This is a genomic window from Stenotrophomonas sp. YJH_SMC_33, assembly GCF_059372295.1.
The window spans coordinates 88,112-109,003 of the sequence record NZ_JCAFVJ010000002.1 but is presented as its reverse complement, the minus strand read 5'-3'; the positions used below and the strand labels follow the sequence as shown (position 1 = coordinate 109,003).

Genomic DNA, 20,892 nt, shown 5'->3' with positions numbered 1-20,892 from the left:
GCCCCACGGAAATCCCCACCATGCTGAAGATCGAAAACCTCCACGCCCGCATCGGCGACAAGGAAATCCTCAAGGGCCTGTCGCTGGACGTCCAGCCGGGCCAGGTGCACGCCATCATGGGCCCGAACGGCGCCGGCAAGTCCACCCTGGGCAATGTCCTGGCCGGCCGCGACGGCTACGAAGTGACCGAAGGCAGCGTGCAGTTCGACGGCGTCGACCTGCTCGACCAGGACCCGGAAGCGCGCGCCGCCGCCGGCCTGTTCCTGGCGTTCCAGTACCCGGTGGAAATCCCGGGCGTGAACAACACCTACTTCCTGCGCGCGGCACTGAACGCCCAGCGCAAGGCACGCGGCGAGGAAGAACTCGATTCCATGCAGTTCCTCAAGCTGGTGCGCCAGAAGCTGGCCGTGCTGCACCTGAAGGACGAACTGCTGCACCGTGGCGTCAACGAAGGCTTCTCCGGTGGCGAGAAGAAGCGCAACGAGATCTTCCAGCTGGCCGTGCTGGAACCGAAGCTGGCGATCCTGGACGAAACCGACTCGGGCCTGGACATCGATGCGCTGAAGAGCGTGGCCGATGGCGTCAACGCACTGCGCGCCGCCGACCGCTCGTTCCTGGTCATCACCCACTACCAGCGCCTGCTGGACTACATCAAGCCGGACGTGGTGCACGTGCTGGCCGATGGCCGCATCGTCAAGACCGGTGGCCCGGAACTGGCCCTGGAACTGGAAGCGCACGGCTATGATTTCCTGAAGGACCGGGTCGTGCCCGAGGCGGCGGTCTGATGAGCGCCTTGCTTGATTCGATGGCCCAGGCCTTCTGCGGCAGCGATGCGCGCCGCGAAGTGCTGGATGCGGCCCTGCGTGACGGCCTGCCGGCCGCCCGCAACGAGGCTTGGAAGTACACCTCGCTGCGGCAGCTGGAACGCCGTGCGTTCGCTGCGGCACCGCTGCAGGGCCCGGCGCTGGACGCCGCCCTGCTGGAGGACATTCCGGCACCGCGCCTGGTGTTCGTCAACGGCCGTCTGGATGCCGCGCTGAGCGACGTGCAGGCCTTGCCGGCCGGCGTGCAGCTGCAGCCGCTGTCGGTCGCACTGGCCGCTGGCGAAGATGCCGTGCGTTTCCTCGGCCGCCGCTACGAGCGCAGCGAGGAGATCTTCGCCCGCCTGAATGCCGCGCTGGCCGATGAAGGCGTGGTGCTGCGCGTGGATGAAGGCGTGCAGGTCGAAACGCCGCTGCAGCTGGTATTCGCCAGCGTCGCCGGCGACACCGACCTGGCCTGGCATCACCGCCACCTGATCGAACTGCGTGCCGGCGCCAGCCTGGGCGTGGTCGAGCACCGCTTCAGCGTGGGTGACTCCGCCCACCTGGACAACACCGTGCTGCATGCCCACGTCGCTCGCGATGCCGTGCTCAAGCACGCCCGCGTGCAGGCCGGCAGCGCGCGCCAGACCAGCTTCCTGCGCACCGACGCCGTGCTGGCCCGCGACGCGCAGTACCACCGCGTGGACCTGGAACTGGGCGCCGCACTCAGCCGCCATGAACTGAACGTGCGCCTGGAAGGTGACAACGCCCAGCTGACCGCCAACGGCGTGCTGCTTGGCAATGGCCGCCGCCACGTCGAAACCCGCCTGGGTATCGACCACATTGCACGCGATACCGCCTGCGAGCTGCTGTGGCGCGGCGTCGCCGCCAACCGCAGCCGCGTGGTGTTCCATGGTGGCATCCAGATCCGCGAAGGCGCCGATGGCACCGACGCGAACCTGTCCAACAAGAACCTGCTGCTGTCGGCCGATGCCGAGATCGACACCCAGCCAACGCTGGTGATCGACGCCGATGAAGTGAAGGCCGCGCATGGCGCGACCGTCGGCCAGCTCGACGCCAATGCGCTGTTCTACCTGCGCTCGCGCGGCCTGCCGCAGGCACAGGCGCAGGCACTGCTGAGCGCCGCGTTCTGCCACGAGCCGTTGAAGATTCTGCCGGACGCACTGCGTGCGCAGCTGGCACGCCGCCTGGACAAGGCCCTCGCCGAGGCGGGTGTGGCATGAACCTGTCCACGCCGCGACCGATCGAAGAACGCACCGGCGCCCCCGACTGGGACCGCGTCCGCCTCGACTTCCCGCTGCTGATGCGTGAAGTGCATGGCAAGCCGCTGGTCTATTTCGACAATGCCAACACCGGCCAGAAGCCGGTGCAGGTGATCGGCGCGGTGGACGAGTTCTACCGCCGCTACAACGCCAACGTCAGCCGCGCGGTGCATGCACTGGGCAGCGAAGCCACCGACGCCTACGAAGGCGCACGCAACACGCTGGCACGCTTCCTCAACGTGCGCCCCAGCGACCTGGTGCTGTGCAGCGGCACCACCTTCGCCATCAACCTGGTGGCCTACTCGTGGGCGCTGCCGCGGCTGAAGGCCGGTGACGTGATCCTGATCACGCGCATGGAGCACCACGCCAACATCGTGCCGTGGCAGCTGGTCGCGCAGCGTACCGGTGCCACCATCCGCGTGGCCGAGATCACCCCCGATGGCGCGCTGGACCTGGATGCGCTGCGCGCGGCGATGACCCCGGAGGTCAAGCTGCTGGCCGTCACCCACGTCTCCAACGTGCTGGGCACGGTCAACCCGGTGCGCGAGATCTGCCGCGAAGCGCGCAAGCGCGGCATCATCACCGTGGTCGATGGCTCGCAGGCCGTGCCGCACCGCAAGGTCGACGTGGCCGCGATCGGCTGCGACTTCTACGCCATCACCGGCCACAAGATGTGCGGCCCGACCGGCACCGGTGCGCTGTGGGCGCGCCGCGAGCACCTGGACGCGATGCCGCCGTTCCTCGGTGGCGGCGAGATGATCAAGGAAGTCAGCTTCGACGGCACCGTGTTCAACGATGCCCCGCACAAATTCGAAGCCGGCACCCCGAACATCGCCGGTTTCATCGGCCTGGGTGTGGCTGCCGACTACCTGCAGCAGCTTGGCCAGGAGAACGTGGAAGCACGCGAAGCCGAACTGCTGGCGCACTTCACCGAAGAACTGCGCCGCGTCGACGGCCTGCGCATCATCGGCGAAGCGCCGGAGAAGGCTGCGGTGGTCTCGTTCCTGATCGATGGCGCGCATGCGCACGATCTGGCCACCCTTCTGGATCTGGAAGGCGTGGCCGTGCGCTCGGGTCAGCACTGCGCACACCCGCTGCTGCAGTACTTCGGCGTCGCGGCTACCTGCCGCGCCTCGCTCGCGTTCTACAACACGCATGCCGAGATCGAGCGGTTCATGACGGCGTTGACGAAGGTGCGAAAGCTGCTGGGCTGAAGATTCGCCAGAATCGAGGAAGTATGAGAACGTCGCAGGAAACTGCGGCGTTTTTTATTGCGCACTGAACGCAACCAAGCAGAGGCGTGACCGGGAAGCACCGAGTGATGCCAGGAACGGGCAATCTCACCCTAATGCCGATCCATCCACCATCAACGGCCTTGAGGCACCGTCTCCTACATGCCAACAAGCATGGATACCCCGGATGCAATCAAGAAGACGTACATCATCACGACGCCCCTCAGCACCCACCGTTCCCCCTGATGGAGCGTCTGCCCTTTGGAAGTAAGGGCAAGCACTGCAATACCGCGCAAGCACCTAAGCCACCAATCAACCTTGATGATTCCAACTGCAGCGAGTACTTCCGGCCGTTCACGCTCGATTTTAAGCAACATCCTGTGAGCCGCAAATGCGTTTATCCACATGGCACCTAGAATGATGGAAGCCCAAATGGGGAAGCTCTCAACAAGGCTTTTCATCGTTCTTCACCCTGGCACCGCGCTATAAAAACTCGTCAAACAGGCGCCGAAGATCAAATCAATCCGCAATTTCTGCAATACGGCAAACCCCTCCACCCACATCCGCCTCAACTCTGACGTAGAGATTATTCGTAAAATACACATCCCCATGGCAAACCACGCGGACACTGCTCTCGTAGTAAGTTACAAGAAGTGAGGAATCAGTAGCGACCTCAGGCTTCACAACCCTGCTTTCACCGACAGGAATTGATCCTACGCCTACCACACCACCGCCAACCTCCAAGCTGACGCCATAAATCACGCCCCTTCCAACATTCTTTACAACAATCACCGGATCCGACAACCAATCACAACCCTGCAACCCCAGCGAAAGAACCACAGCAGCCAGGCATGATTGGATTCGACCACTCCACGCGGTTGAGTGCTCAGCACCCAGCTTGCATTTCGCCATTTCTTGCAGCCTCCGAACATTGAAACGACTTCCTGTGCGACTGCCGGAGCCACACAAGCCACGGCCCCACCGCGAGTACCACCCGAATCAACAGCAAACAGAGCCATTCATGGCTTAGTCCCAATTCAATACGCCGCGGGTGACGGAAAAGCCTGCGGAGCATGCCGAACAATCACCGGCGTTGCAGGCCCTTTGAAGCTACTCCATCACATAGCGCCCGCACACCCAATCTTCTACGTAGCAATCAGCTATGGATTCGATGCGTTCAATGGCGCAAGAAGCCCCTTGACGTACCCACCGAGACCAACTACGTCCTCAGCTGTACCAATCAGGTCCCGTCGCATCATCTTCTCGACATGCTCTACACCACCAAGTCGCGCGACAACATCCGCAAGGAAAGTGACATCTCCCGCAAATAACGTCACGTCCTGATCCAGCTTTACAACCCAGCGACCATCACGCGAAAACAAGAAATGATCACGCATGAAGTTCCCATCTTCCAGCCAGTAGGAGCGCAGGCCATCCAGACCTCGCTCAATTTCCACGGGGCTTCCCCTGTCGGAGCACTCTGAACATCGAACCGCGCACATTGCGATATCTGCAAAGTGCTCCGAAAGTGCGCTCAGCCACGCCGCCCAAACATCGTTCGGAGCAAAGTCCTCATACAGGTTGCGATCAAACGCCATCCCTGCCCAGTCCTCCCGGAGGAGAGGGAGATCCGGAGGGTTAGCATCCGAGAGGGATGCCGCAATGCAGTCTGGCAAGCAACATTTATTGCTCATGGCTTTTCTGACTGCACTCAAGCCCACTCATCAATACTCCGCCTAACGGCCAACACCTGTGCTTCGGCATAGCGGGGATCGCGAATACGGATATCGGCATCATCAAGATAGTGCCATATCACGTGAGGACCCCCTATTTCATACGAACTTGACCGAATCACGTTCTTGATAAATTCCGCCCTCTGGTACCAGCCAGACACCTGTTCCTCGGAAGCAGGCTCGGATTCCAACAGCCTCCGCAGACAGGCTAGAACGATATTCTTTTCATCGATAGCGCTCAATGCGAAACCTCATATTATTCAACCAAGGGGAAATTCCCCCAAAGCCTATCGGCGTGATCGATCAGCTCGCAATGACACAGACGCAATCGCGCAACGTGGAGAACTGAGCTGCCCAGGAGTGCCATGGCGTACTGTGACATCTGCGACTCTACCAGCGATCGAGAACGTTCCGAGGCCCCTTCCTGGCAAGTTTCACCCCTAACACGGGGAACATGTGATCACATGTTAGGCGCGCCTTTGAATCATCCCGCTTTCCTGCCATAGAAGGCAGAAATGAAAGCACATGACGTCATTTCCACAACCTATCACTCACTTCAGATCTTCAAGATTGACGAGCACGTCCCCAAATTTCGCACGTGGCACGGGACCAGGGATTCGTAGGGAGCGAACTTCAAGGGGGGCGTGAATTTCGCCAAGCAGCAGATCACCTGTCGAATTGTCAGCTTCTCTTGTCCTGTACACCCCAATTATCGAAACCCATGAATACGCGTATTCGTCAAATACGCCTCGCTGCATATCTACTGGACCTCTAATTCGAACTTGAGTCTCCTCAGTCACTCCGGCCTCAAACAACTCTTTGCTTGAATTCAGTACAAAGAGCCCCCCACTCACCCCGAGATACCCCTCCATCCGCACCAACTTTCCATCGAATAGCCGGGGCGTAGCAGCTAGTTCCCGGAAGCTGACTCGGCAAGCGGAGCTGCCCTCGACCCCACAGCTCTTTCCAGACGGTTCGCCCCCGCCTTCTTGATGCCTGCAACCAGCCCCGTAGAAAATAAAAAAAATAACCATGAAAAACCGGAAATCAACATTCACGCCCACACCTCTGCGTCGCCATCCAGCGCCATGGGATACCGCTCACCTTCTTCGCTCCACACCCATAAACCCAAGCTCCTCCTGCCAGCCGAAAAGTGCGCGGAATCATTGATAGCCAAGCTCATCAACAATAGCCTTGCACTCGGGATCCAAATCGACATGAAATGATTTCAACTCCCCGGACGGCAGTTTTCCGTCGTCCGAGCGATGCATTACTGCATATCCTCGCAGCCCTGCCACCGTCCCCTCAGGAGCAATGTCGTAGACATCCCCACCCCACCCCCGCGACGACTTTACATAGTCGGCCACCACCAAAAGACAGTTGTCATCCAGCCGACCGCTTCCTATTTAATGTAGCGAACAACCAGCGACAGATACAAGACATAGCACTGAAGTGCGCGCAAACCCTTGAAGAACCATCGCTGGTCGTCGGCATCGAGATGAACTTGTAGATTTCACAGCACTCCCGCCACTTGTCGAGAAACCCAGGAAGGAACACCGTGGGCCGCGTGTCCACCCGCGTTTGCGGTGGTGATTCTATCAATAGCGCGTCAGCCACTGTTTGACGACAACGTGCTCCCATTCTACTTGGGATAGCCATTCGCCCATCACCCCTTCAGCCATGACCATCCGAACCACCTCACCAGAAAGCTCATACACCGTACGCTCGATGACATTTCCATTGACAGCGGTAATCACCGCCGGTGAAGCCAACGCATCGGTGCAAGTGTACATGACCACTTCATCGGCAGCGCCCAGCACTATATACAGGCCATGCGCACCAACACCGCGAGTGCCGCCCGAATCAGTGGAAAGCCAGCCCTTTTTCCCTCCGACAGCCCACCCTCGACCTCTCGGCAATAATCGTCACACACTCATTCAAAGGAAGCCCACAGGTGTCAGCCGACTTGACGACACCATAACGATCGACCAAGACGAAATATACCCTTAACCTTTCGCTTCCATCCTGATCAAATGATCTCCTGACATCAATTAAATGCACCCTGCATATTTGTGCTTCTGGCACATTTTCGAAAGAATTGAAAACTGACTCGATCGCCAATTCGTATTGATTAGCCGCTGCGTTTCCCGGATCATGATTCATGACCACATCCAAACGTTTATCTCTTCCGCCACAGGCGGCAATTCCTAAAAAACAAAGCGCCGCCACAATAATACCGGCCAGCCACCCAAAGCGATCAAGCACTTGGGAATTTCTCACTGAAATACCTCCCAAAACTTGGCGCACCCGCAATCTACATCCTTTCACAGAACCCGAGCATTCGCTTCACAATGATCGAGGCACACTGGCGTTCGTCAATACCACAAGTCCCCGCAGTCAAGAGTTTCCCGCTACCATCAGTCAATACATAGAAAATCCTTCTATTTCTCCGCCCCTCCCGAGAGAGTTCGAGCTGCGATACCACTAACTCTGCATTCACTTCCCGCTCCCCATCCACAGGGCGCGAATGTATGAGTTCATCCATATCAGCATGGATCTTCTGAGATGAGGAGCTGTCGTGGTCCTGGTTGGCCACCCGAAGAAGACAACCGCGGTCCTGCACACAGGAGGCAAGAAGCAGCATCGGTAAGGCAGCAGATAGAGAAATTATGATCTTCATCGAGACCTGCCCAACCAATAACCTCGAGTTCAAACCAGAATGCGCTCCGCACCACCCGTTCCTATCATCGAATCCGAACGAATTATTATCGGCATTCGCGCAACTGCTGCCTCTAATTGGAGAGCCCCACCCCGCAAGGTGGAACCCCGACCCGTTCATGCCGCAATCTCTGAAGATCCATCTCCATCAGTTCGCGCGTAGTCTCCGGCGGATCAAGACGCAAGCCTTCCTCGAGGATTTGCATTGCGCGCTTACAGTCCCCCCCGCCTTGCTCAAGGGAGAGGAACAGTGCCAATCGCTGCATTGAACTAACGTCCATTCGTGCGACCCCCTCCTCAAGCCAGTAGCGATACCGCTCCATGTCGCCACGCGTCGAGTAGTGCCATTCGAGCTTTAGACGGGCCTCTGCATTCCCGTTTTCAGCCATCGAAATCTGATGTTCCAATTCTTCCTGGGAAAGGGCCAAACTTGGCGCTTCATCATGTTTCTCATTTCGGGAAAGCCGCTCTTCCTGGGGCTCCCCGTTACCGCAGCCAACAAGCAGCAAAGACAAAACAACGGAATTCGAAAGAATTTTCATTGCTTCACCTTCACCGTTTCTATTCTACGAATTCTGGACCCCAATTCAGGCTCAGCAAACTGATAGGATATTGAACCATCAGCTTTGATCGTAATCGAACGAATGGCGGGACCCGTCGGCCCCGTCCCTCCAGGCGAGAACCTTTGCCATACACCTGCACCTCCGGTTCCGTTCTCACCCATACTGACACGGAGCGTCATATCATCTCCAGGCTTGTAGTTTTTTGGATAGCGAACGAATCCGTTGGGAGCATATACGGACGACTTATTCAGGTTCGCCCATCCCTGAGCAAAAGCCTTTGCCTGACCGATTTCCGCCCCAAGGTGGCAACCTGCCATGAATATTTCCTGGCCCTGTTTTAGCCCAAACTGGGTCCGAGCCATATCCCATGAGCTGACTGTGGAGTAGTTTTCCATGCGCCCCCCTCGCTGGTCCTGAATGACCATGTTATTGGCGTGCCCTGCGACCGTGAACTTGCCCGGAATGTTGAGCGCATCTCCTGCCGCTCTCAGCCCGTTCGGATCAGCTTCACTGAACACGTTCATGTCTGCCCTGCCGTCCGGATCCTTGAACTTATACGGATTGGCAGAAGCGTAGCGATAGCGATTGAATGAAGCCCCTTCCGAACTAGCTGCAACTGGATCAGCCCCCAGAAATGCGACAGTTTGGAAGTCATAGTACCGCTGCTGCATGTAACTCAGCCCGGTCCCGGAGTCCGTCACATGCCCCGTATATCCCGGCCCATCCTTCAACGGCCGATTCACCACCGCCCCATACGGCTCATACACCGTACGCTCGATGACGTTTCCGCTGGCATCGGTGATCGCCACCGGTGAACCCAGTGCATCAGTGTGGATGTACTCGACGACTTCCTGTGCGGCCGCCGGAGCTACACAGGCCGCCAGCACCACCACCGTGAGCACCGCCCGAATCAACAGCAAAGAGAGTCCATTCATGGGTTAGTCCCAGCTCAGTACGCCGCGGGTGACGGGATGATCGGCCGACCACGGCGAGCAACCACCGGCATTGCAGGCACGCACGCGATAGTCGCCGGCGCAGTAGGCATTCCCGTCTGCACTCACGTAGGCGTTGGGCCCGGTATACAAACGCTTTCCTCCGCCGCCACTCTCAAGCTGGTACTCGGTGGCATCAGGCACTTGATTCCATCCCACCGAACACTGCACCTGATACGGTGCCTTGCGAGTGGTCAGCCATTCCGCAAGATAGAAGTAGGGTGTCCCTGGCGGAAGTGCGACCACAACCGTCGCAATGCCCGAGTACGGACTGCACCCCGCGAAATTGCACGCCCTCACGCGATAGGCGTAGCTGCCTTTGCCACGGCTGGCACCAAAGCTGTTCCCGCCGCCGTTATGCACCACCGTCCAGCCACCACCGTTGGCACTCTCCTCCAGCACGAAGCTCTCGCTGTTGGCCGGCACCGACCAGCTCAGGCTGTACTGCGGCACGTTCACCAGGCCCGGCGCGCTGATCACCGGCTCGATCGTCGGCGGTCCGATCACCGCTACCGTCGACGTGGCCGACCAGGGTCCGCAGCCCGCGCCGTTGCAGGCGGCAACCCGATAGCCGTAGTTGCCCACACCACGCGCGGCGGTGGCATAGGAACCCGCGTTGCCGTCGAACAGCGTGACCCATCCACCACCATTGCTGCTTTCCTGCAGGGTGTAGCGCGTGGCACCAGCCACCCCGTTCCAGCCAATGCCGATACTGCCCGGCGCAGCGCGTGCCGGCGCAGAAAGACCTGGCGCAGTGGCAGGCGGATACACCACCGTCACCGCAGCCGTTGCGCTGTATCCCGTGCACCCCACCGGGTTACATGCGCGAACCCGGTAGTTGTAGCTTCCCGCTGCCTTGCCACTGAAGGCCTTGGACTGACTGATGGCGTTGTGCACCTGGGCCCATGCGCCACCATTGGCGCTTTCCTCCAGCTCATAGCGCTCGGCACCGGAAGCCGCAGACCAGGCCACGTTGTAGCTGCCGTTGAAGGCCGTGGCAGGCAGGTTCAAGGTCGGCACAGTGGATGGCGCCAATGCCACGGCCACTGATGCGACATTGCTCCATCCGCCGCACACCGCCCGGCAGCCGCGCACGCGGAACTGATAGGTTCCCGTGACCAGGCCGGTGCTGGTGAACGATTGCGCCGCGCCATCAAAGACCGTGCTCCAGGTGCCCGCAAGCGCACGCTGCAGCTCATAGCGGTTGGCACCACCGGCCGGGCTCCAGGTCAGGTTCACGCTGCCCTGGGTGATGTAGCCCGGCGCACTCAGCGCGGGAACGCCGGGTGCGGCTTCGCCATGCACCTGGGACACCAGGCTGCCTGACAGGTAGAGATAGTCGGTCTGTTTGCCGGTACGTTCGTTGCGCTGGAATCGCAGCACACCGCCGTTGTCGTAGAACGAGTAGATTGCCCCCTTGCCACTGGCGCTGGCCTTCACCCGGCGCCCGTGGGCGTCATACTCGTAGCTCTCTGCTGTACCCGCCGCACGCAGCCGGTTGCCGTAGTCAAACGCGAAAGCCTGGCCATTGCGCACCGAAAGATTGCCCTGCACGTCATAGCCAAGACCGGTCACGGTTGCCCCGGTTCCGGTTTCGATCACGTTGACCAACCGATTCGTCGGATCGAAATAGTGCGTACGATCGCGGCTGCCGACCTTGGCACGGCGCAGGTTGTCCAGCGCATCATACTCATACAATGCGTTGCCGAAGCCCGGTGCAGTGACCGTCCGCAACCGGTCCAGGCCGTCATAGGTCATGTCCCGGTTACCGGGCGCCCCGGGCAGGCCATCGGAAATGGCCATCACGTTGCCGCCGGCATCGTAGTCGTAGCTGTCATCCAGCACTGCGGCCGCTGCGGTGGCATCGCGGCTGCGGTCGGGCAGCCCGCGGGCATTCTGGGTCAACGTGTGCACGATCCCGTTGCCATAGACGAAGCGGGCCAATGCGCCGTTGGCGAAGTAACTGGCCTCTTTCGCATAGCCACCGACCGTCGTCGCCCGACCCAGTGCATCCGGCGTATAGCTGACGACGCGCCCCCCCGGGTAGATATTGCTGGCCAGTGTGCCGTTGGCATCGTAGCCATAGGCCAGGCTCAGGCTTCCCAGATCCGGATGCTGCAGGGTTTCGCCACTGAGCAGGCGGCGGCGGTTGTACTGGTAGCGGTTGACGACCATCGGCCGGGCCGGGTCGTTCTGCGTATTGATCTCGGCAGGCAGACCATCAGGCGCGTAGGACCAGTTCTGATTTCCGCGCCCATCCGGGAAGATCAGGGTCGACAAGCGGTTGGCAGCATCGTAACTGCGCTTCACCGCACGTCCACTGGCCAGCGCTTCACTGCGGTTGCAGTCGGTGGTGCTGGTCAAACCCGTGCCGGCCGCCGACCACAGCACGTTGCCTGCCGCGTCGTAGTCCTGCACGGTCGCGCCGGTTTCCGGTTCGATGGTCTTGCACAGCTGCTGGTAGCCGTCATAGACGTAGCGGCGGGTCAGCGACTGGCTGCCGTCTGCACTGCGGCGGGTGATCGCCAGCGGCTTGCCCAACGTGTCTCGCTGGATCTCGGTCACCACGCCTTCCGGATGCTGCAGCGTCAGCGGCATCTCATAGCTGGGCTGGTCGTAGGCAAGATGACGGGTCGTCGTGGCCTGGCCGCGTGGATTGGTCACCTTCACCGACAGATTGCCCACGTACTCGGTGCGGGTAACCAGTGCCCCCAGCTCGGACGATTGACTGACCACGGTGGGGCGGCCCAACGCGTCGTACTGCGTCGTGGTGCCGGCCAGGGTGGCATTGATATCGGAGAACTGCCGCGTGGGATACGAGGCAAACACGGTCTTGCCGCTGGTGTCGTAGCGGGTCACCACGGCGCTGTCCAGCACGTTGTTGGCGTTTTCGGTCACCAGCACCGGGCGGAACATCGCATCCAGGTAGGTATCCGTGCGCCGCCCGCCCTGCGTGCGAGAGTGCTTCCACGCACCGGCGGGCACCCCCAGCTGCGCGCCACCCAGCCGCTGCAGGTCCATGGTTACGCCATTCCAGTTCACGCTGTCGCCGCCAGGGAACTGCTGGCTGCGCAGCCTGCCCATGCTGTCGTAGCTGAAGCTGGTGGTTGCGCCGGTTTCGTCGGTCAGCGAGGTGATCCAACCGTTGTCGTCGACGGCAACCGTGCGCACCGCGCCATTGGGCGCTTCGGGCGTGGCCGGCATGCGCAGCTGCTGCGGAACGCCACGCTTCCATCCCGAAAGATGGCTGGTATTGCCGCGGCCATCGGCCACCGAGGCAACCGTGCCGTCGGCTGCGTAGGTCACCTGCTGCGCCAGGCGGCCGAATGCATAGGCGCGTAACGGCAGTGCTTTGGCCGTATCGAATTCGGTTCGCGACTGCTCGATGCCATTGAGCACACTGCGCGCCACCTGGCCGTTCACCCATAGCGCGGGATTGTCGTAGTAGCTGGTGCTGCTGGTGCGACTCTGGCCGGCGGAATTCGCTTCGACAACGGAAACTTCGCGGACGAAGGCATCAAAGGCCTGCACCGTACGGGTGAACTGCACGCCGTCCTGATTGATGATCGTGCTCTGCACTGGGCGGTTCAGATGCTCTCCCAGCTCCGTGGCCCCGTACTTGAGATTCCGACCCGCCTCGCGCGGGAACGGTGCGCTGGCAAGCTGCGCGTCCGGGTAGTAGTTACTGCGCTCGGTTCGAACCACCGCGCCACCAGAGCTGGTTGTCGTCGACAGCAGCAGACCGTCGTTATAGCCAACTTCCTTTCCGAATTCGTATGTCCGGATCGTGCCATCCGGCAGGGTTTCAATCGTTATCTTGGGCTCTGCCTGCCCCACCGGGATCGCCGGCCACCCAGCCTGGTCGACTCTCCTGTCGTACTCCCACCCCAGATTGGTGTACTGATAGCTCCACTCCGCCGTGGGCATCCCCGGGCCACTTATCCGCTTTGCCACCAGCGACATCGCGTCCCGATAGATAGGCGTGAGATTCCATCCGTCGGCCAGCAACTGGTCGTCGCCGGAAGTCTGGCAGTTGAATGGAACATTCTTGCGGCCATGCCGGAAGGGTCGGAACACGAAGGTTCCCACCGCGCCTGATGGGTGCGTGATGGAGGCTGCAACCTCGGTCTCCACAATCTTGTTCGTCTTCGCGCAAAGAGCCGGGACCTCCATATAGGCCCAAACGTCCTGCCCGGTGTACTCCTGATACTTCTTCGTCACATTGACAGGCGGCAGGTTGTAGCTCCACGCCGTCCCGTCCGGCAGCGTCACCGACTGCAACACACCGGCCGGGGTGTAGCCATAGGTCCAGGTTCGACCCGCTGCCGTCGCCGTTGCGATACGGCCCAGGGAGTCATAGGCAAGGCTGATGCTGCGCCCATCGTTGGCAACGATTCGATCCAGCCGCCCGCCACTCCATTCGTAGCGGACCCAGTTACCGAAACGATCGACAACCTGGGATGGATAGAGGAAGACCTTTTTCCGTTTCAGCGTGGCATGGGTGATGGTGTCGTAGGGCTGGAGAACGGCAGACTCGTTCTCGCGCGCCACCATCCAGTCGAAGTAGTACTTGGTTCCATCCGGCGCGTGGCCCAGAAAGCCTTCGCCCGGCTGGCCGCTCTTGAGCGCACTGAGGCAGGAGAAGAACCATCCCCCTTTTGTGTTCCAGGGCGTTGGCGTGCCAACCTGCGGAGTTGGCTGGCGCGCGTCCCCGCTGCCCGCCAGGACGGTTTCACCCCCTCCGCCCGGCAATGAAAGCCTCACCCCATCCCAATAGGTGTGGGGAGAAAAATTGATGGTCTGGGTATGCTTGTAGTTCCAGACATCCAGCGACGGAGGTGCGGAAACTGTCGAGCAACGGGCGCTTGGCGTCCAATGCCCGCCGATCGCAGTTTCCGGCTGGTCTCCGTAAGTGCCTGAAAGCGACGGAATGTCGAGATCCCAGTTTCCATACTCCTTGTCATTTGCACTGCCGCTGACATCCCCATAACTGCGGCTGAGCGAAACCGCGAGCCCACCATTGCCCGGAATCGAAACATCCGTGGCCTTGAAGCTGATCGAGCCGTCGTAGAGATTGACCTGCTCGCCGAAGATCTCGCCCTTCAGCGGTTCGACAAGGTCCCCGTACTTCAGTCGCTTGTCGTACTCCTGCCGCCAGGTGGGAACGATCTGGGCGGAAACGCCGACCGGTGCCAGCACGCACAGGGCAACGACACCGAGAAGCAGACCCTTGGCAGCCATTGCCGCGCGCGGATGAGAAATGAGGCCAGACTGCATGCAGATCCTCCCTGGATCGACGTCCCTGTGTGCCCCACCCGCGCCGAACGGCAGTTGGCCTTCGACCAGGCGGCACCCACGCCGGCAGACAGCCACGCGTTGCTTCACGGTGGGCGGGTGCTGGTCACAGATATGAACGAATAATGAAGATGGCGTCAAGTCCACGCATTGGCCACACTCGGCAAAGTCACGTCAGCCAGCAGCCTCCCGTGCCCTTCCCTGCTCCACCTAGAATGTCCCCATGAGCACCCTGACCTTCCGCGCCGCCACGCCGGCCGACATCCCCGCCCTCATTGCCCTCGTCACCTCGGCCTACCGCGGCGATGCCAGCCGCGTCGGCTGGACCACCGAAGCCGACCTGCTGGACGGCGCCCGCATCGACGCCGAAGGCATCCAGGCCGACCTGGACCGCCCGCGCTCCACCATCCTGCTGGCCGAGCGCGGGGACCAGCTGGTGGCCTGCGCCCATGTCGCCGATGTCGACGGCAAGGGCTACTTCGGCATGTTCTCGGTCGACCCGGCCCAGCAGGGTGGCGGCGTTGGCAAGCAGCTGATGGACGCCGCCGAAGCGCACGCCGCACGCGAATGGAACGTGCCGGTGATGCAGATGACGGTGATCGACGTGCGCGACGAACTGATCGCCTTCTACGAGCGTCGCGGCTACAGCCGCACCGGCATCAAGAAGCCGTTCCCGTATGGCGACGAGCGTTTCGGCATCCCCAAGCGCGACGACCTGCGCTTCGAGATCCTTGAAAAGCCGTTGACCGGAGCCGTCGCGTGAGCGAGGCCTGGACCTTTGTCTGTGCCGGCGCCGAGCTGTTGCCGGGCGAAATGAAGAGTGTGTTCGACGAGGTGACCGGCACGCCGATCGTGGTATTCAACCTCGACGGCGAGCTGTACGCCCTGGAAGACCAGTGCACGCATGAAGAGTTCGAGCTGTCCTCGGGCGAGTTCAACACCACCGAAGGCAGTGTGGAGTGCGTGCTGCACGGGGCGCGCTTCGACGTGCGTGACGGGCGCGCTTTGTGCGCGCCGGCCTACAGCCCTGTGCCCAAGTTTCCGGTGAAGCGCGAGCACGACGCCATCTGGACCCGCGACGACCGGGATTGAGGCGGCGCTCCGCCCGGAGAGATCATTCACGGGGCGCCCCGCCAGAGAGCATCAACCCATGGGGTGGATCTATCGGAAAGCCATGAGGACCCTTCCAGGGCGCCCCGTGGCCGCCTCGGGGGGCCGCCACGCCCCGTACATGCGAATCATTATCGTTGATGTTATTCTACGTAACATCTTCGTAACGACTCCGCCCCTCGCGCCATGGCTTCGCCCGCGCCCACCGCCACGCTGTGCCAGCTTGCCCGTCAAGGGTGGCCGCTGCTTGTGGCCGTGCTGCTGACGCTGCTGCTGGGCTGGTCGGCACTGCACGAAGGACGCGACAACGGCACTGCTGCCAACGGCTGGCAGGCACAGGCTGAAGATCTGCAGCAGGTCATGCCGATGCCGGCCCCGCCGGCGGACGAGTGCCCGCACCCTGCCGCGCCAGCACCGGAGCCGCCGCTGGATGGCGAGGGCACCACGCCCTGTACCGGACTGGCTCCCCCGCGCGCCGCCCTGGTCGTGCATGTTCCGCTGTGGCGCTCCAACGCCCTGCGCTGGCAGCTGCACGATCCCGCACTGCGGTTGAACCCCGGCCACGCACCGCCCGCACCGCACGCCAGCTGAGACGCCCTGCGGCTGTTGCCGTGCGTCTGACGTCATTCGCCCATAGCCGAGCATCGGCTCGGCTCTACAGACGAAGCCCTCCACGTGCCCACGCGCTGCCTGCGCTGCGGCTCTCCCCCTTTCCCGATCCACGCCACGACCCATCGCCATGACCTACATCACGTCCCGCAAGCACGCCCCGCGCGTTTCCCTGCTCGCCACCGCCACCCTGGCCGCGGGCTTCGCGCCGCTGGCTGCGCAGGCCGCCGACAGCGCCGACGCCGGCTCCCGCAACGCCACTGAGCTGGACAAGGTGCAGGTGCGCGGCAGCTGGTTCAACCCGTCCTCGCCGAAGTTCACCGCCGAGCTGCTGGACACCCCGAAGTCAGTGTCGATCGTGTCGGAGAAGCTGATCGCCGAAACCGGTGCGACCAACCTGCAGGATGCGCTGCGCATGGTGCCGGGCATCACCTTCGGTGCCGGCGAAGGCGGCAATCCGACCGGTGACCGCCCGTTCATCCGGGGCTTCGATTCGCAGAGCAACGTGTTCGTCGACGGCCTGCGCGACGTCGGCTCGCAGACCCGCGAGATCTTCGACCTGGAGCAGGTGGAAGTGGTCAAGGGACCGAGTTCGGCCTACGGCGGCCGTGACTCCGGCGGTGGCAGCCTGAACCTGGTGAGCAAGACGCCGAAGCTGAAGAACGAGACCAGCGCCAGCATGGGCATCGGTACCGACAGCTACGCACGCGGCACCGTGGACGCCAACTACGTGCTGGGCGACGGCATCGCCGCCCGCCTGAACCTGATGAAGCACGCGTCGGACATCGCCGGTCGTGATGCGGCCAATGTCAGCCGTTGGGGCATCGCGCCGTCGATCGCGTTCGGCCTGAACGGCCCGGCGCAGCTGATCGCCAGCCACTACCACATGCAGAGCGATGACCTGCCCGATGCGGGTGGCTTCCCCTACAACAATCCGTTCTCCAGCGGCCCGAACGTGGCCAGGAACGGTGATGGCCGCCCAGTGGTGCCGGACCGCAACAACTACTACGGCCTGGTCGACCGTGACTTCCAGCGCACCCGCGCCGACATCAGCACTCTGGACGCCAGCTACGACTTCGGTGGCCACAAGCTTCGCAACATCGCGCGCCTGGGCAACACCAGCAACGACTACCTGTGGACCCAGCCGGACGACAGCAAGGGCAACCCCAACCTGTACGGCACCTTGTGGCGTCGCACCAACACCCGTGCGGTCGACGTCAAGAGCTTCGCCGACCAGCTGGGCCTGACCGGTGCGTTCCAGACCGGCGCGCTCAAGCACAGCTACAGCGCGGGCCTGGAGTACAGCGACGAGAAGATGACCCGTGGCAGCTACCTGATGTCGCCGGGCACCGCCAATCCCCTTGAAAACAGCGCCAACAGCACTCGCTGCCAGGTGTCCGGCGCGGCCACCGGCTACAACTGCACCGACTTCAACAAGCCGAACCCGAACGATCCGTGGGCGGCCGGTCAGATCGTCTATCGCAGCGACAAGGCGCTGGACGTCGAGCAGCGCACCAGGACCACCTCGGCCTACGTGTTCGACACCATCGAGCTCAATGAGCAGTGGATGATCAACCTCGGCCTGCGCTACGACGACTTCCGTACCACCCTGACCACGCCGGTGGCCGGCAAGGCACCGACCCGCGTGCGCAACAGCAACGACTTCCTGAACTACCAGGCCGGCGTGGTGTTCAAGCCGGCCGCCAACGGCAGCATCTACCTGTCCTGGGGCACCTCCTCGACCCCGCCGGGCATGGACGGTGGTGACGGTTCGGACGGCCTGAGCGCGGCCGTTGCCGACCTCAAGCCGCAGGACACGAAGAACCTCGAACTGGGCACCAAGTGGGACCTGCTGGACAACCGCCTGAACCTGACTGCTGCGATCTTCCACACCGTGATGAACAACGCGCGCGTGACCATCGACAACGGCACCAGCCAGAACGCCGGCAAGAAAGAGATCAACGGTTTCGAGCTGGGCTTCAACGGCCAGTTGACCGAGGCCTGGAGCCTGTACGGCGGCTACACCTACCTCGATTCCGAGCTGAAGGACAATGGCTTTGTCTGTGGCGCACCGGTGGGCCGCACCTGCCCGTCCAACGTCTACGTGCCATCGCCGAACAACGGCAACGAATTCCCGAACACCGCCAGGCACAGCGCCAACCTGTGGACCACGTACCGCTTCCCGATCGGCCTGACCGTCGGCGCCGGTGCGTTCTACTCGGACAAGCAGTACGGTGATGTGGCCAACACCAAGTGGATTGCCAGCTACACCCGCTTCGACGCGATGGCCAGCTACGCGATCCAGGACAACATCAGCCTGCAGCTCAACGTGCAGAACCTGACCGACAAGACCTACTTCACCAAGGCCTATGCCTCGCACTACGCGAGCATCGCCCCGGGTCGCTCGGCCACCCTGGCACTGAACGTGAAGTTCTGATGTAACTTCGCTCCACCACGGCGGCAGGCGCTCCTGCCGCCGTTTTTGTTTCCGGCGATACTCACCCCATGGCGACCCTTACCCCCATCGACAGCGACGCCCTGGCCGAACTGCTGCAGCACGACCCGGCAGCCGCGTTCGCACGCGTGCGCGACGCCGCACAGGCCGGGCAGGTCGATGCACAACTGCTGCTCGCGCAGATGCACATGGAAGGCAAAGGCACCGCGCAGGACGCCTCGGCTGCGCTGCTCTGGTACGAAACCGCCGCCAACAACGGCGCGCCTATGGCGATGAACATGCTCGGCCGCTGCCATGAGCTGGGCCAGGGCACCACGCCCGATCCCACGCTGGCCGCGGTGTGGTACCGGCGCGCGGCCGACACCGGGCTGGACTGGGGCCTGTACAACCTGGCCAACCTGCTGGCCACCGGCCGCGGCGTGCCGCTGGACCGCGCGCAGGCGCTGGCGCTGTACACGCGTGCCGCGCACCTGGGCCACGCCAAATCGATGAACCTGCTGGCCCGCCACCTCGAAGACGGACTGGAGATCGAGCGCGATCCGCAGGCGGCGCTGGACTGGTACCAGCGCGCGGCCGAGGCCGGTGATTTCCGCGGCCAGGCCAACTACGCCTCGATCCTGCTGCAGGCCGGCCAGGTCGAGCAGGCCGTGCACTGGCTGCGGCTTGCACTGGCCCACGGCAGCCCGGCGTTCATGGCGCATCTCGTGCCGGAACTGGCCGCATCGCCGCATCCACAGGTGCGCGCCCTGGTCGCACCGCCGTCCCTCTGAGGAGTCCCGCATGCTGCTGCACATCCCCGACGTTCTCAGCGCCGACCAGGTGGCCGACTTCCGCCGCCGGCTGGATGCCGCCGACTGGACCGATGGCCGCGAGACCGTCGGCCATCTGGGCGCGCAGGCCAAGCACAACCAGCAGCTGCCCGAGGCCTCGCCGCTGCGCCGCGAACTGGGCGAGATCATCCTCGTCGCGCTGGCCCGGCATCCGCTGTTCTTCAGCGCCGCGCTGCCACTGAAGTACCTGCCACCGCGCTTCAACCGCTACAGCGGCGGCGGCACCTATGGTTTCCACGTCGACGGCGCGGTGATGAACCTGGCCAACGGCGAACAGCTGCGTTCGGACATCTCCTGCACCCTGTTCCTGTCCGCGCCGGACGAGTACGAGGGCGGCGAACTGATCATCAGCGATACCTACGGCGAGCATGAAGTGAAGCTGCCCGCTGGCGACCTGATCGTGTACCCGTCCAGCAGCCTGCACCAGGTGCGGCCGGTCACCCGAGGTGCGCGCGTGGCCTCGTTCTTCTGGGTACAAAGCATGGTCCGCGACGATGTGCAGCGCCGCCTGCTGTGGGAAATGGATGGCGCGATCGAGCGCCTGCGGCAGACCGGCGGCGACGCCGAGGCGGTGCTGCAGCTGACCGGCGTGTACCACAACCTGCTGCGGCGATGGAGCGAAGTCTGAGCCCCATCCGGCCAGTCCGCGACATTTTGGCAATCATTCTCATTTGCAACAGATAACAGCTCTCATTACAATCACGCCCCGTTGATGCCGGCCGCTGCCGGCAGACCCTTGGGGACCCCTGCTTGCTGCGCCCGCTTCGCCCTCGCCCACTCATCCATCGCAAGATGGGCACCGCCATGCGCGGCCAGCGTCCTGCGCTGGCCAGCCTGCTGGCGTGGGTGGCGATGCTGGCCTTGCTGCTGGGCACCCTGCCCCTGCTGCCACACGGGCAAGCCGGAATGGCCGTGCAGATGCCGCTGGAAGAGCGCGGTGGCGAAGCCCCCCTGCTGGAAGAGGCACCGGCCAAGCTGCGCCGCTGTGCTGCCGCCCCGGTGAAATCAGCCGAGAAGGCACGCCCGCCGTTGCTGCTGGCCAGCCAATGGCTGCGCACCGAGCTTGAACTCGTACCCGCTACGCCGGCCATGCCCGGCGTGCGCCCGGACTGGCCGCTGGCCGCTCCGGACACGCCCTGGGCCGACGCGCCCGGACGCCGCCAGCAACGCGGCCAGGCGCCGCCGCTCGCCTGATTCACGGCCCCGCGTGACCACCTGCACGGTCGCGTCAGCGCGCCGCTGCCTGCTTCATCCCTGCCGCCCCTGACC

General features: G+C 62.6%; 17 protein-coding genes. 10 read left to right on the top strand and 7 right to left on the bottom strand.

The annotated features are described in order from the left end of the window. The first annotated feature begins 20 nt into the window (after positions 1–20). The 3 genes from sufC to AC5P9W_RS04325 are packed head-to-tail and all read left to right on the top strand — an operon-like array spanning position 21 to position 3,300. Positions 21–785: a Fe-S cluster assembly ATPase SufC gene (sufC, locus tag AC5P9W_RS04335; protein WP_111098228.1), complete on the top strand. Its 765-nt coding sequence runs from the start codon at positions 21–23 to the stop codon at positions 783–785. After that, complete coding sequence (sufD, locus tag AC5P9W_RS04330; protein WP_057502964.1) at positions 785–2,047, top strand: Fe-S cluster assembly protein SufD; 1,263 nt, start codon at positions 785–787, stop codon at positions 2,045–2,047. The genes sufC and sufD overlap by 1 nt, the downstream gene beginning before the upstream one ends. Next, positions 2,044–3,300 carry a cysteine desulfurase gene (locus tag AC5P9W_RS04325; protein ID WP_010483557.1) on the top strand — a complete coding sequence of 419 codons (1,257 nt, stop codon included), beginning with the start codon at positions 2,044–2,046 and terminating at the stop codon, positions 3,298–3,300. The genes sufD and AC5P9W_RS04325 overlap by 4 nt, the downstream gene beginning before the upstream one ends. 176 nt (positions 3,301–3,476) lie before the next feature. Here the strand turns inward: AC5P9W_RS04325 and AC5P9W_RS04320 are convergent, their stop codons facing one another. From AC5P9W_RS04320 to AC5P9W_RS04290, 7 genes are all read right to left on the bottom strand, one after another. Beyond that, complete coding sequence (locus AC5P9W_RS04320; protein WP_021203140.1) at positions 3,477–3,779, bottom strand: hypothetical protein; 303 nt, start codon at positions 3,777–3,779, stop codon at positions 3,477–3,479. A 699-nt stretch (positions 3,780–4,478) separates the two neighbouring features. After that, a complete protein-coding gene (locus tag AC5P9W_RS04315; protein ID WP_111098227.1) occupies positions 4,479–4,916 on the bottom strand; it encodes a hypothetical protein in 438 nt (145 codons plus the stop codon). Between the two features lie 1,733 nt (positions 4,917–6,649). Beyond that, positions 6,650–6,844 carry a hypothetical protein gene (locus AC5P9W_RS04310; RefSeq protein WP_049413427.1) on the bottom strand — a complete coding sequence of 65 codons (195 nt, stop codon included), beginning with the start codon at positions 6,842–6,844 and terminating at the stop codon, positions 6,650–6,652. Positions 6,845–6,914: 70 nt separating this feature from the next. After that, a complete protein-coding gene (locus AC5P9W_RS04305; protein WP_146256798.1) occupies positions 6,915–7,358 on the bottom strand; it encodes a hypothetical protein in 444 nt (147 codons plus the stop codon). A 485-nt stretch (positions 7,359–7,843) separates the two neighbouring features. Further along, positions 7,844–8,311, bottom strand: a complete 468-nt coding sequence (locus AC5P9W_RS04300; RefSeq protein WP_146256797.1) for a hypothetical protein — start codon at positions 8,309–8,311, stop codon at positions 7,844–7,846. After that, the gene (locus tag AC5P9W_RS04295; RefSeq protein ID WP_495218896.1) at positions 8,308–9,267 is read right to left on the bottom strand and encodes an RHS repeat domain-containing protein; all 960 of its coding nucleotides are present in this window, start codon (positions 9,265–9,267) and stop codon (positions 8,308–8,310) included. Before AC5P9W_RS04295 ends, AC5P9W_RS04300 begins: the two co-directional genes overlap by 4 nt. 3 nt (positions 9,268–9,270) lie before the next feature. Further along, positions 9,271–14,601 (bottom strand): wall-associated protein, encoded by a 5,331-nt coding sequence (locus AC5P9W_RS04290; protein WP_495218894.1) that lies wholly within the window; start codon positions 14,599–14,601, stop codon positions 9,271–9,273. 241 nt (positions 14,602–14,842) lie between these two features. On the opposite strand from AC5P9W_RS04290, the gene AC5P9W_RS04285 reads away from it, so the two are divergent. From AC5P9W_RS04285 to AC5P9W_RS04255, 7 genes are all read left to right on the top strand, one after another. Continuing rightward, on the top strand, positions 14,843–15,382 hold the full coding sequence (locus AC5P9W_RS04285) for a GNAT family N-acetyltransferase (protein ID WP_021202565.1): 540 nt from the start codon (positions 14,843–14,845) through the stop codon (positions 15,380–15,382). Further along, positions 15,379–15,711, top strand: coding sequence for a non-heme iron oxygenase ferredoxin subunit (locus AC5P9W_RS04280; protein ID WP_010483575.1), 333 nt, complete (start codon positions 15,379–15,381; stop codon positions 15,709–15,711). The genes AC5P9W_RS04285 and AC5P9W_RS04280 overlap by 4 nt, the downstream gene beginning before the upstream one ends. 204 nt (positions 15,712–15,915) lie before the next feature. Continuing rightward, positions 15,916–16,320 (top strand): hypothetical protein, encoded by a 405-nt coding sequence (locus tag AC5P9W_RS04275; RefSeq protein WP_111098221.1) that lies wholly within the window; start codon positions 15,916–15,918, stop codon positions 16,318–16,320. 148 nt (positions 16,321–16,468) lie between these two features. Beyond that, entirely contained in the window at positions 16,469–18,775 is a 2,307-nt protein-coding gene (locus AC5P9W_RS04270; RefSeq protein WP_206621312.1) for a TonB-dependent receptor, read from the top strand. A gap of 68 nt (positions 18,776–18,843) precedes the next feature. Then, entirely contained in the window at positions 18,844–19,563 is a 720-nt protein-coding gene (locus AC5P9W_RS04265; RefSeq protein WP_206621313.1) for a tetratricopeptide repeat protein, read from the top strand. Between the two features lie 10 nt (positions 19,564–19,573). After that, on the top strand, positions 19,574–20,251 hold the full coding sequence (locus AC5P9W_RS04260) for a Fe2+-dependent dioxygenase (RefSeq protein WP_134735822.1): 678 nt from the start codon (positions 19,574–19,576) through the stop codon (positions 20,249–20,251). A 164-nt stretch (positions 20,252–20,415) separates the two neighbouring features. Continuing rightward, complete coding sequence (locus AC5P9W_RS04255; RefSeq protein WP_021202570.1) at positions 20,416–20,817, top strand: hypothetical protein; 402 nt, start codon at positions 20,416–20,418, stop codon at positions 20,815–20,817. The last annotated feature ends 75 nt before the right edge of the window (positions 20,818–20,892 follow it).

Bases quoted from the DNA above. Each gene is read 5' to 3' on its own strand.
- AC5P9W_RS04310 (WP_049413427.1), bottom strand. From the start codon at position 6,844: ATGTACACTTGCACCGATGCGTTGGCTTCACCGGCGGTGATTACCGCT.
- AC5P9W_RS04255 (WP_021202570.1), top strand. From the start codon at position 20,416: ATGGGCACCGCCATGCGCGGCCAGCGTCCTGCGCTGGCCAGCCTGCTG.
- AC5P9W_RS04285 (WP_021202565.1), top strand. From the start codon at position 14,843: ATGAGCACCCTGACCTTCCGCGCCGCCACGCCGGCCGACATCCCCGCC.
- sufD (WP_057502964.1), top strand. From the start codon at position 785: ATGAGCGCCTTGCTTGATTCGATGGCCCAGGCCTTCTGCGGCAGCGAT.
- AC5P9W_RS04275 (WP_111098221.1), top strand. From the start codon at position 15,916: ATGGCTTCGCCCGCGCCCACCGCCACGCTGTGCCAGCTTGCCCGTCAA.
- AC5P9W_RS04300 (WP_146256797.1), bottom strand. From the start codon at position 8,311: ATGAAAATTCTTTCGAATTCCGTTGTTTTGTCTTTGCTGCTTGTTGGC.
- AC5P9W_RS04290 (WP_495218894.1), bottom strand. From the start codon at position 14,601: ATGCAGTCTGGCCTCATTTCTCATCCGCGCGCGGCAATGGCTGCCAAG.
- AC5P9W_RS04270 (WP_206621312.1), top strand. From the start codon at position 16,469: ATGACCTACATCACGTCCCGCAAGCACGCCCCGCGCGTTTCCCTGCTC.
- AC5P9W_RS04315 (WP_111098227.1), bottom strand. From the start codon at position 4,916: ATGGCGTTTGATCGCAACCTGTATGAGGACTTTGCTCCGAACGATGTT.
- AC5P9W_RS04325 (WP_010483557.1), top strand. From the start codon at position 2,044: ATGAACCTGTCCACGCCGCGACCGATCGAAGAACGCACCGGCGCCCCC.
- sufC (WP_111098228.1), top strand. From the start codon at position 21: ATGCTGAAGATCGAAAACCTCCACGCCCGCATCGGCGACAAGGAAATC.
- AC5P9W_RS04260 (WP_134735822.1), top strand. From the start codon at position 19,574: ATGCTGCTGCACATCCCCGACGTTCTCAGCGCCGACCAGGTGGCCGAC.
- AC5P9W_RS04295 (WP_495218896.1), bottom strand. From the start codon at position 9,267: ATGAATGGACTCTCTTTGCTGTTGATTCGGGCGGTGCTCACGGTGGTG.
- AC5P9W_RS04320 (WP_021203140.1), bottom strand. From the start codon at position 3,779: ATGAAAAGCCTTGTTGAGAGCTTCCCCATTTGGGCTTCCATCATTCTA.
- AC5P9W_RS04265 (WP_206621313.1), top strand. From the start codon at position 18,844: ATGGCGACCCTTACCCCCATCGACAGCGACGCCCTGGCCGAACTGCTG.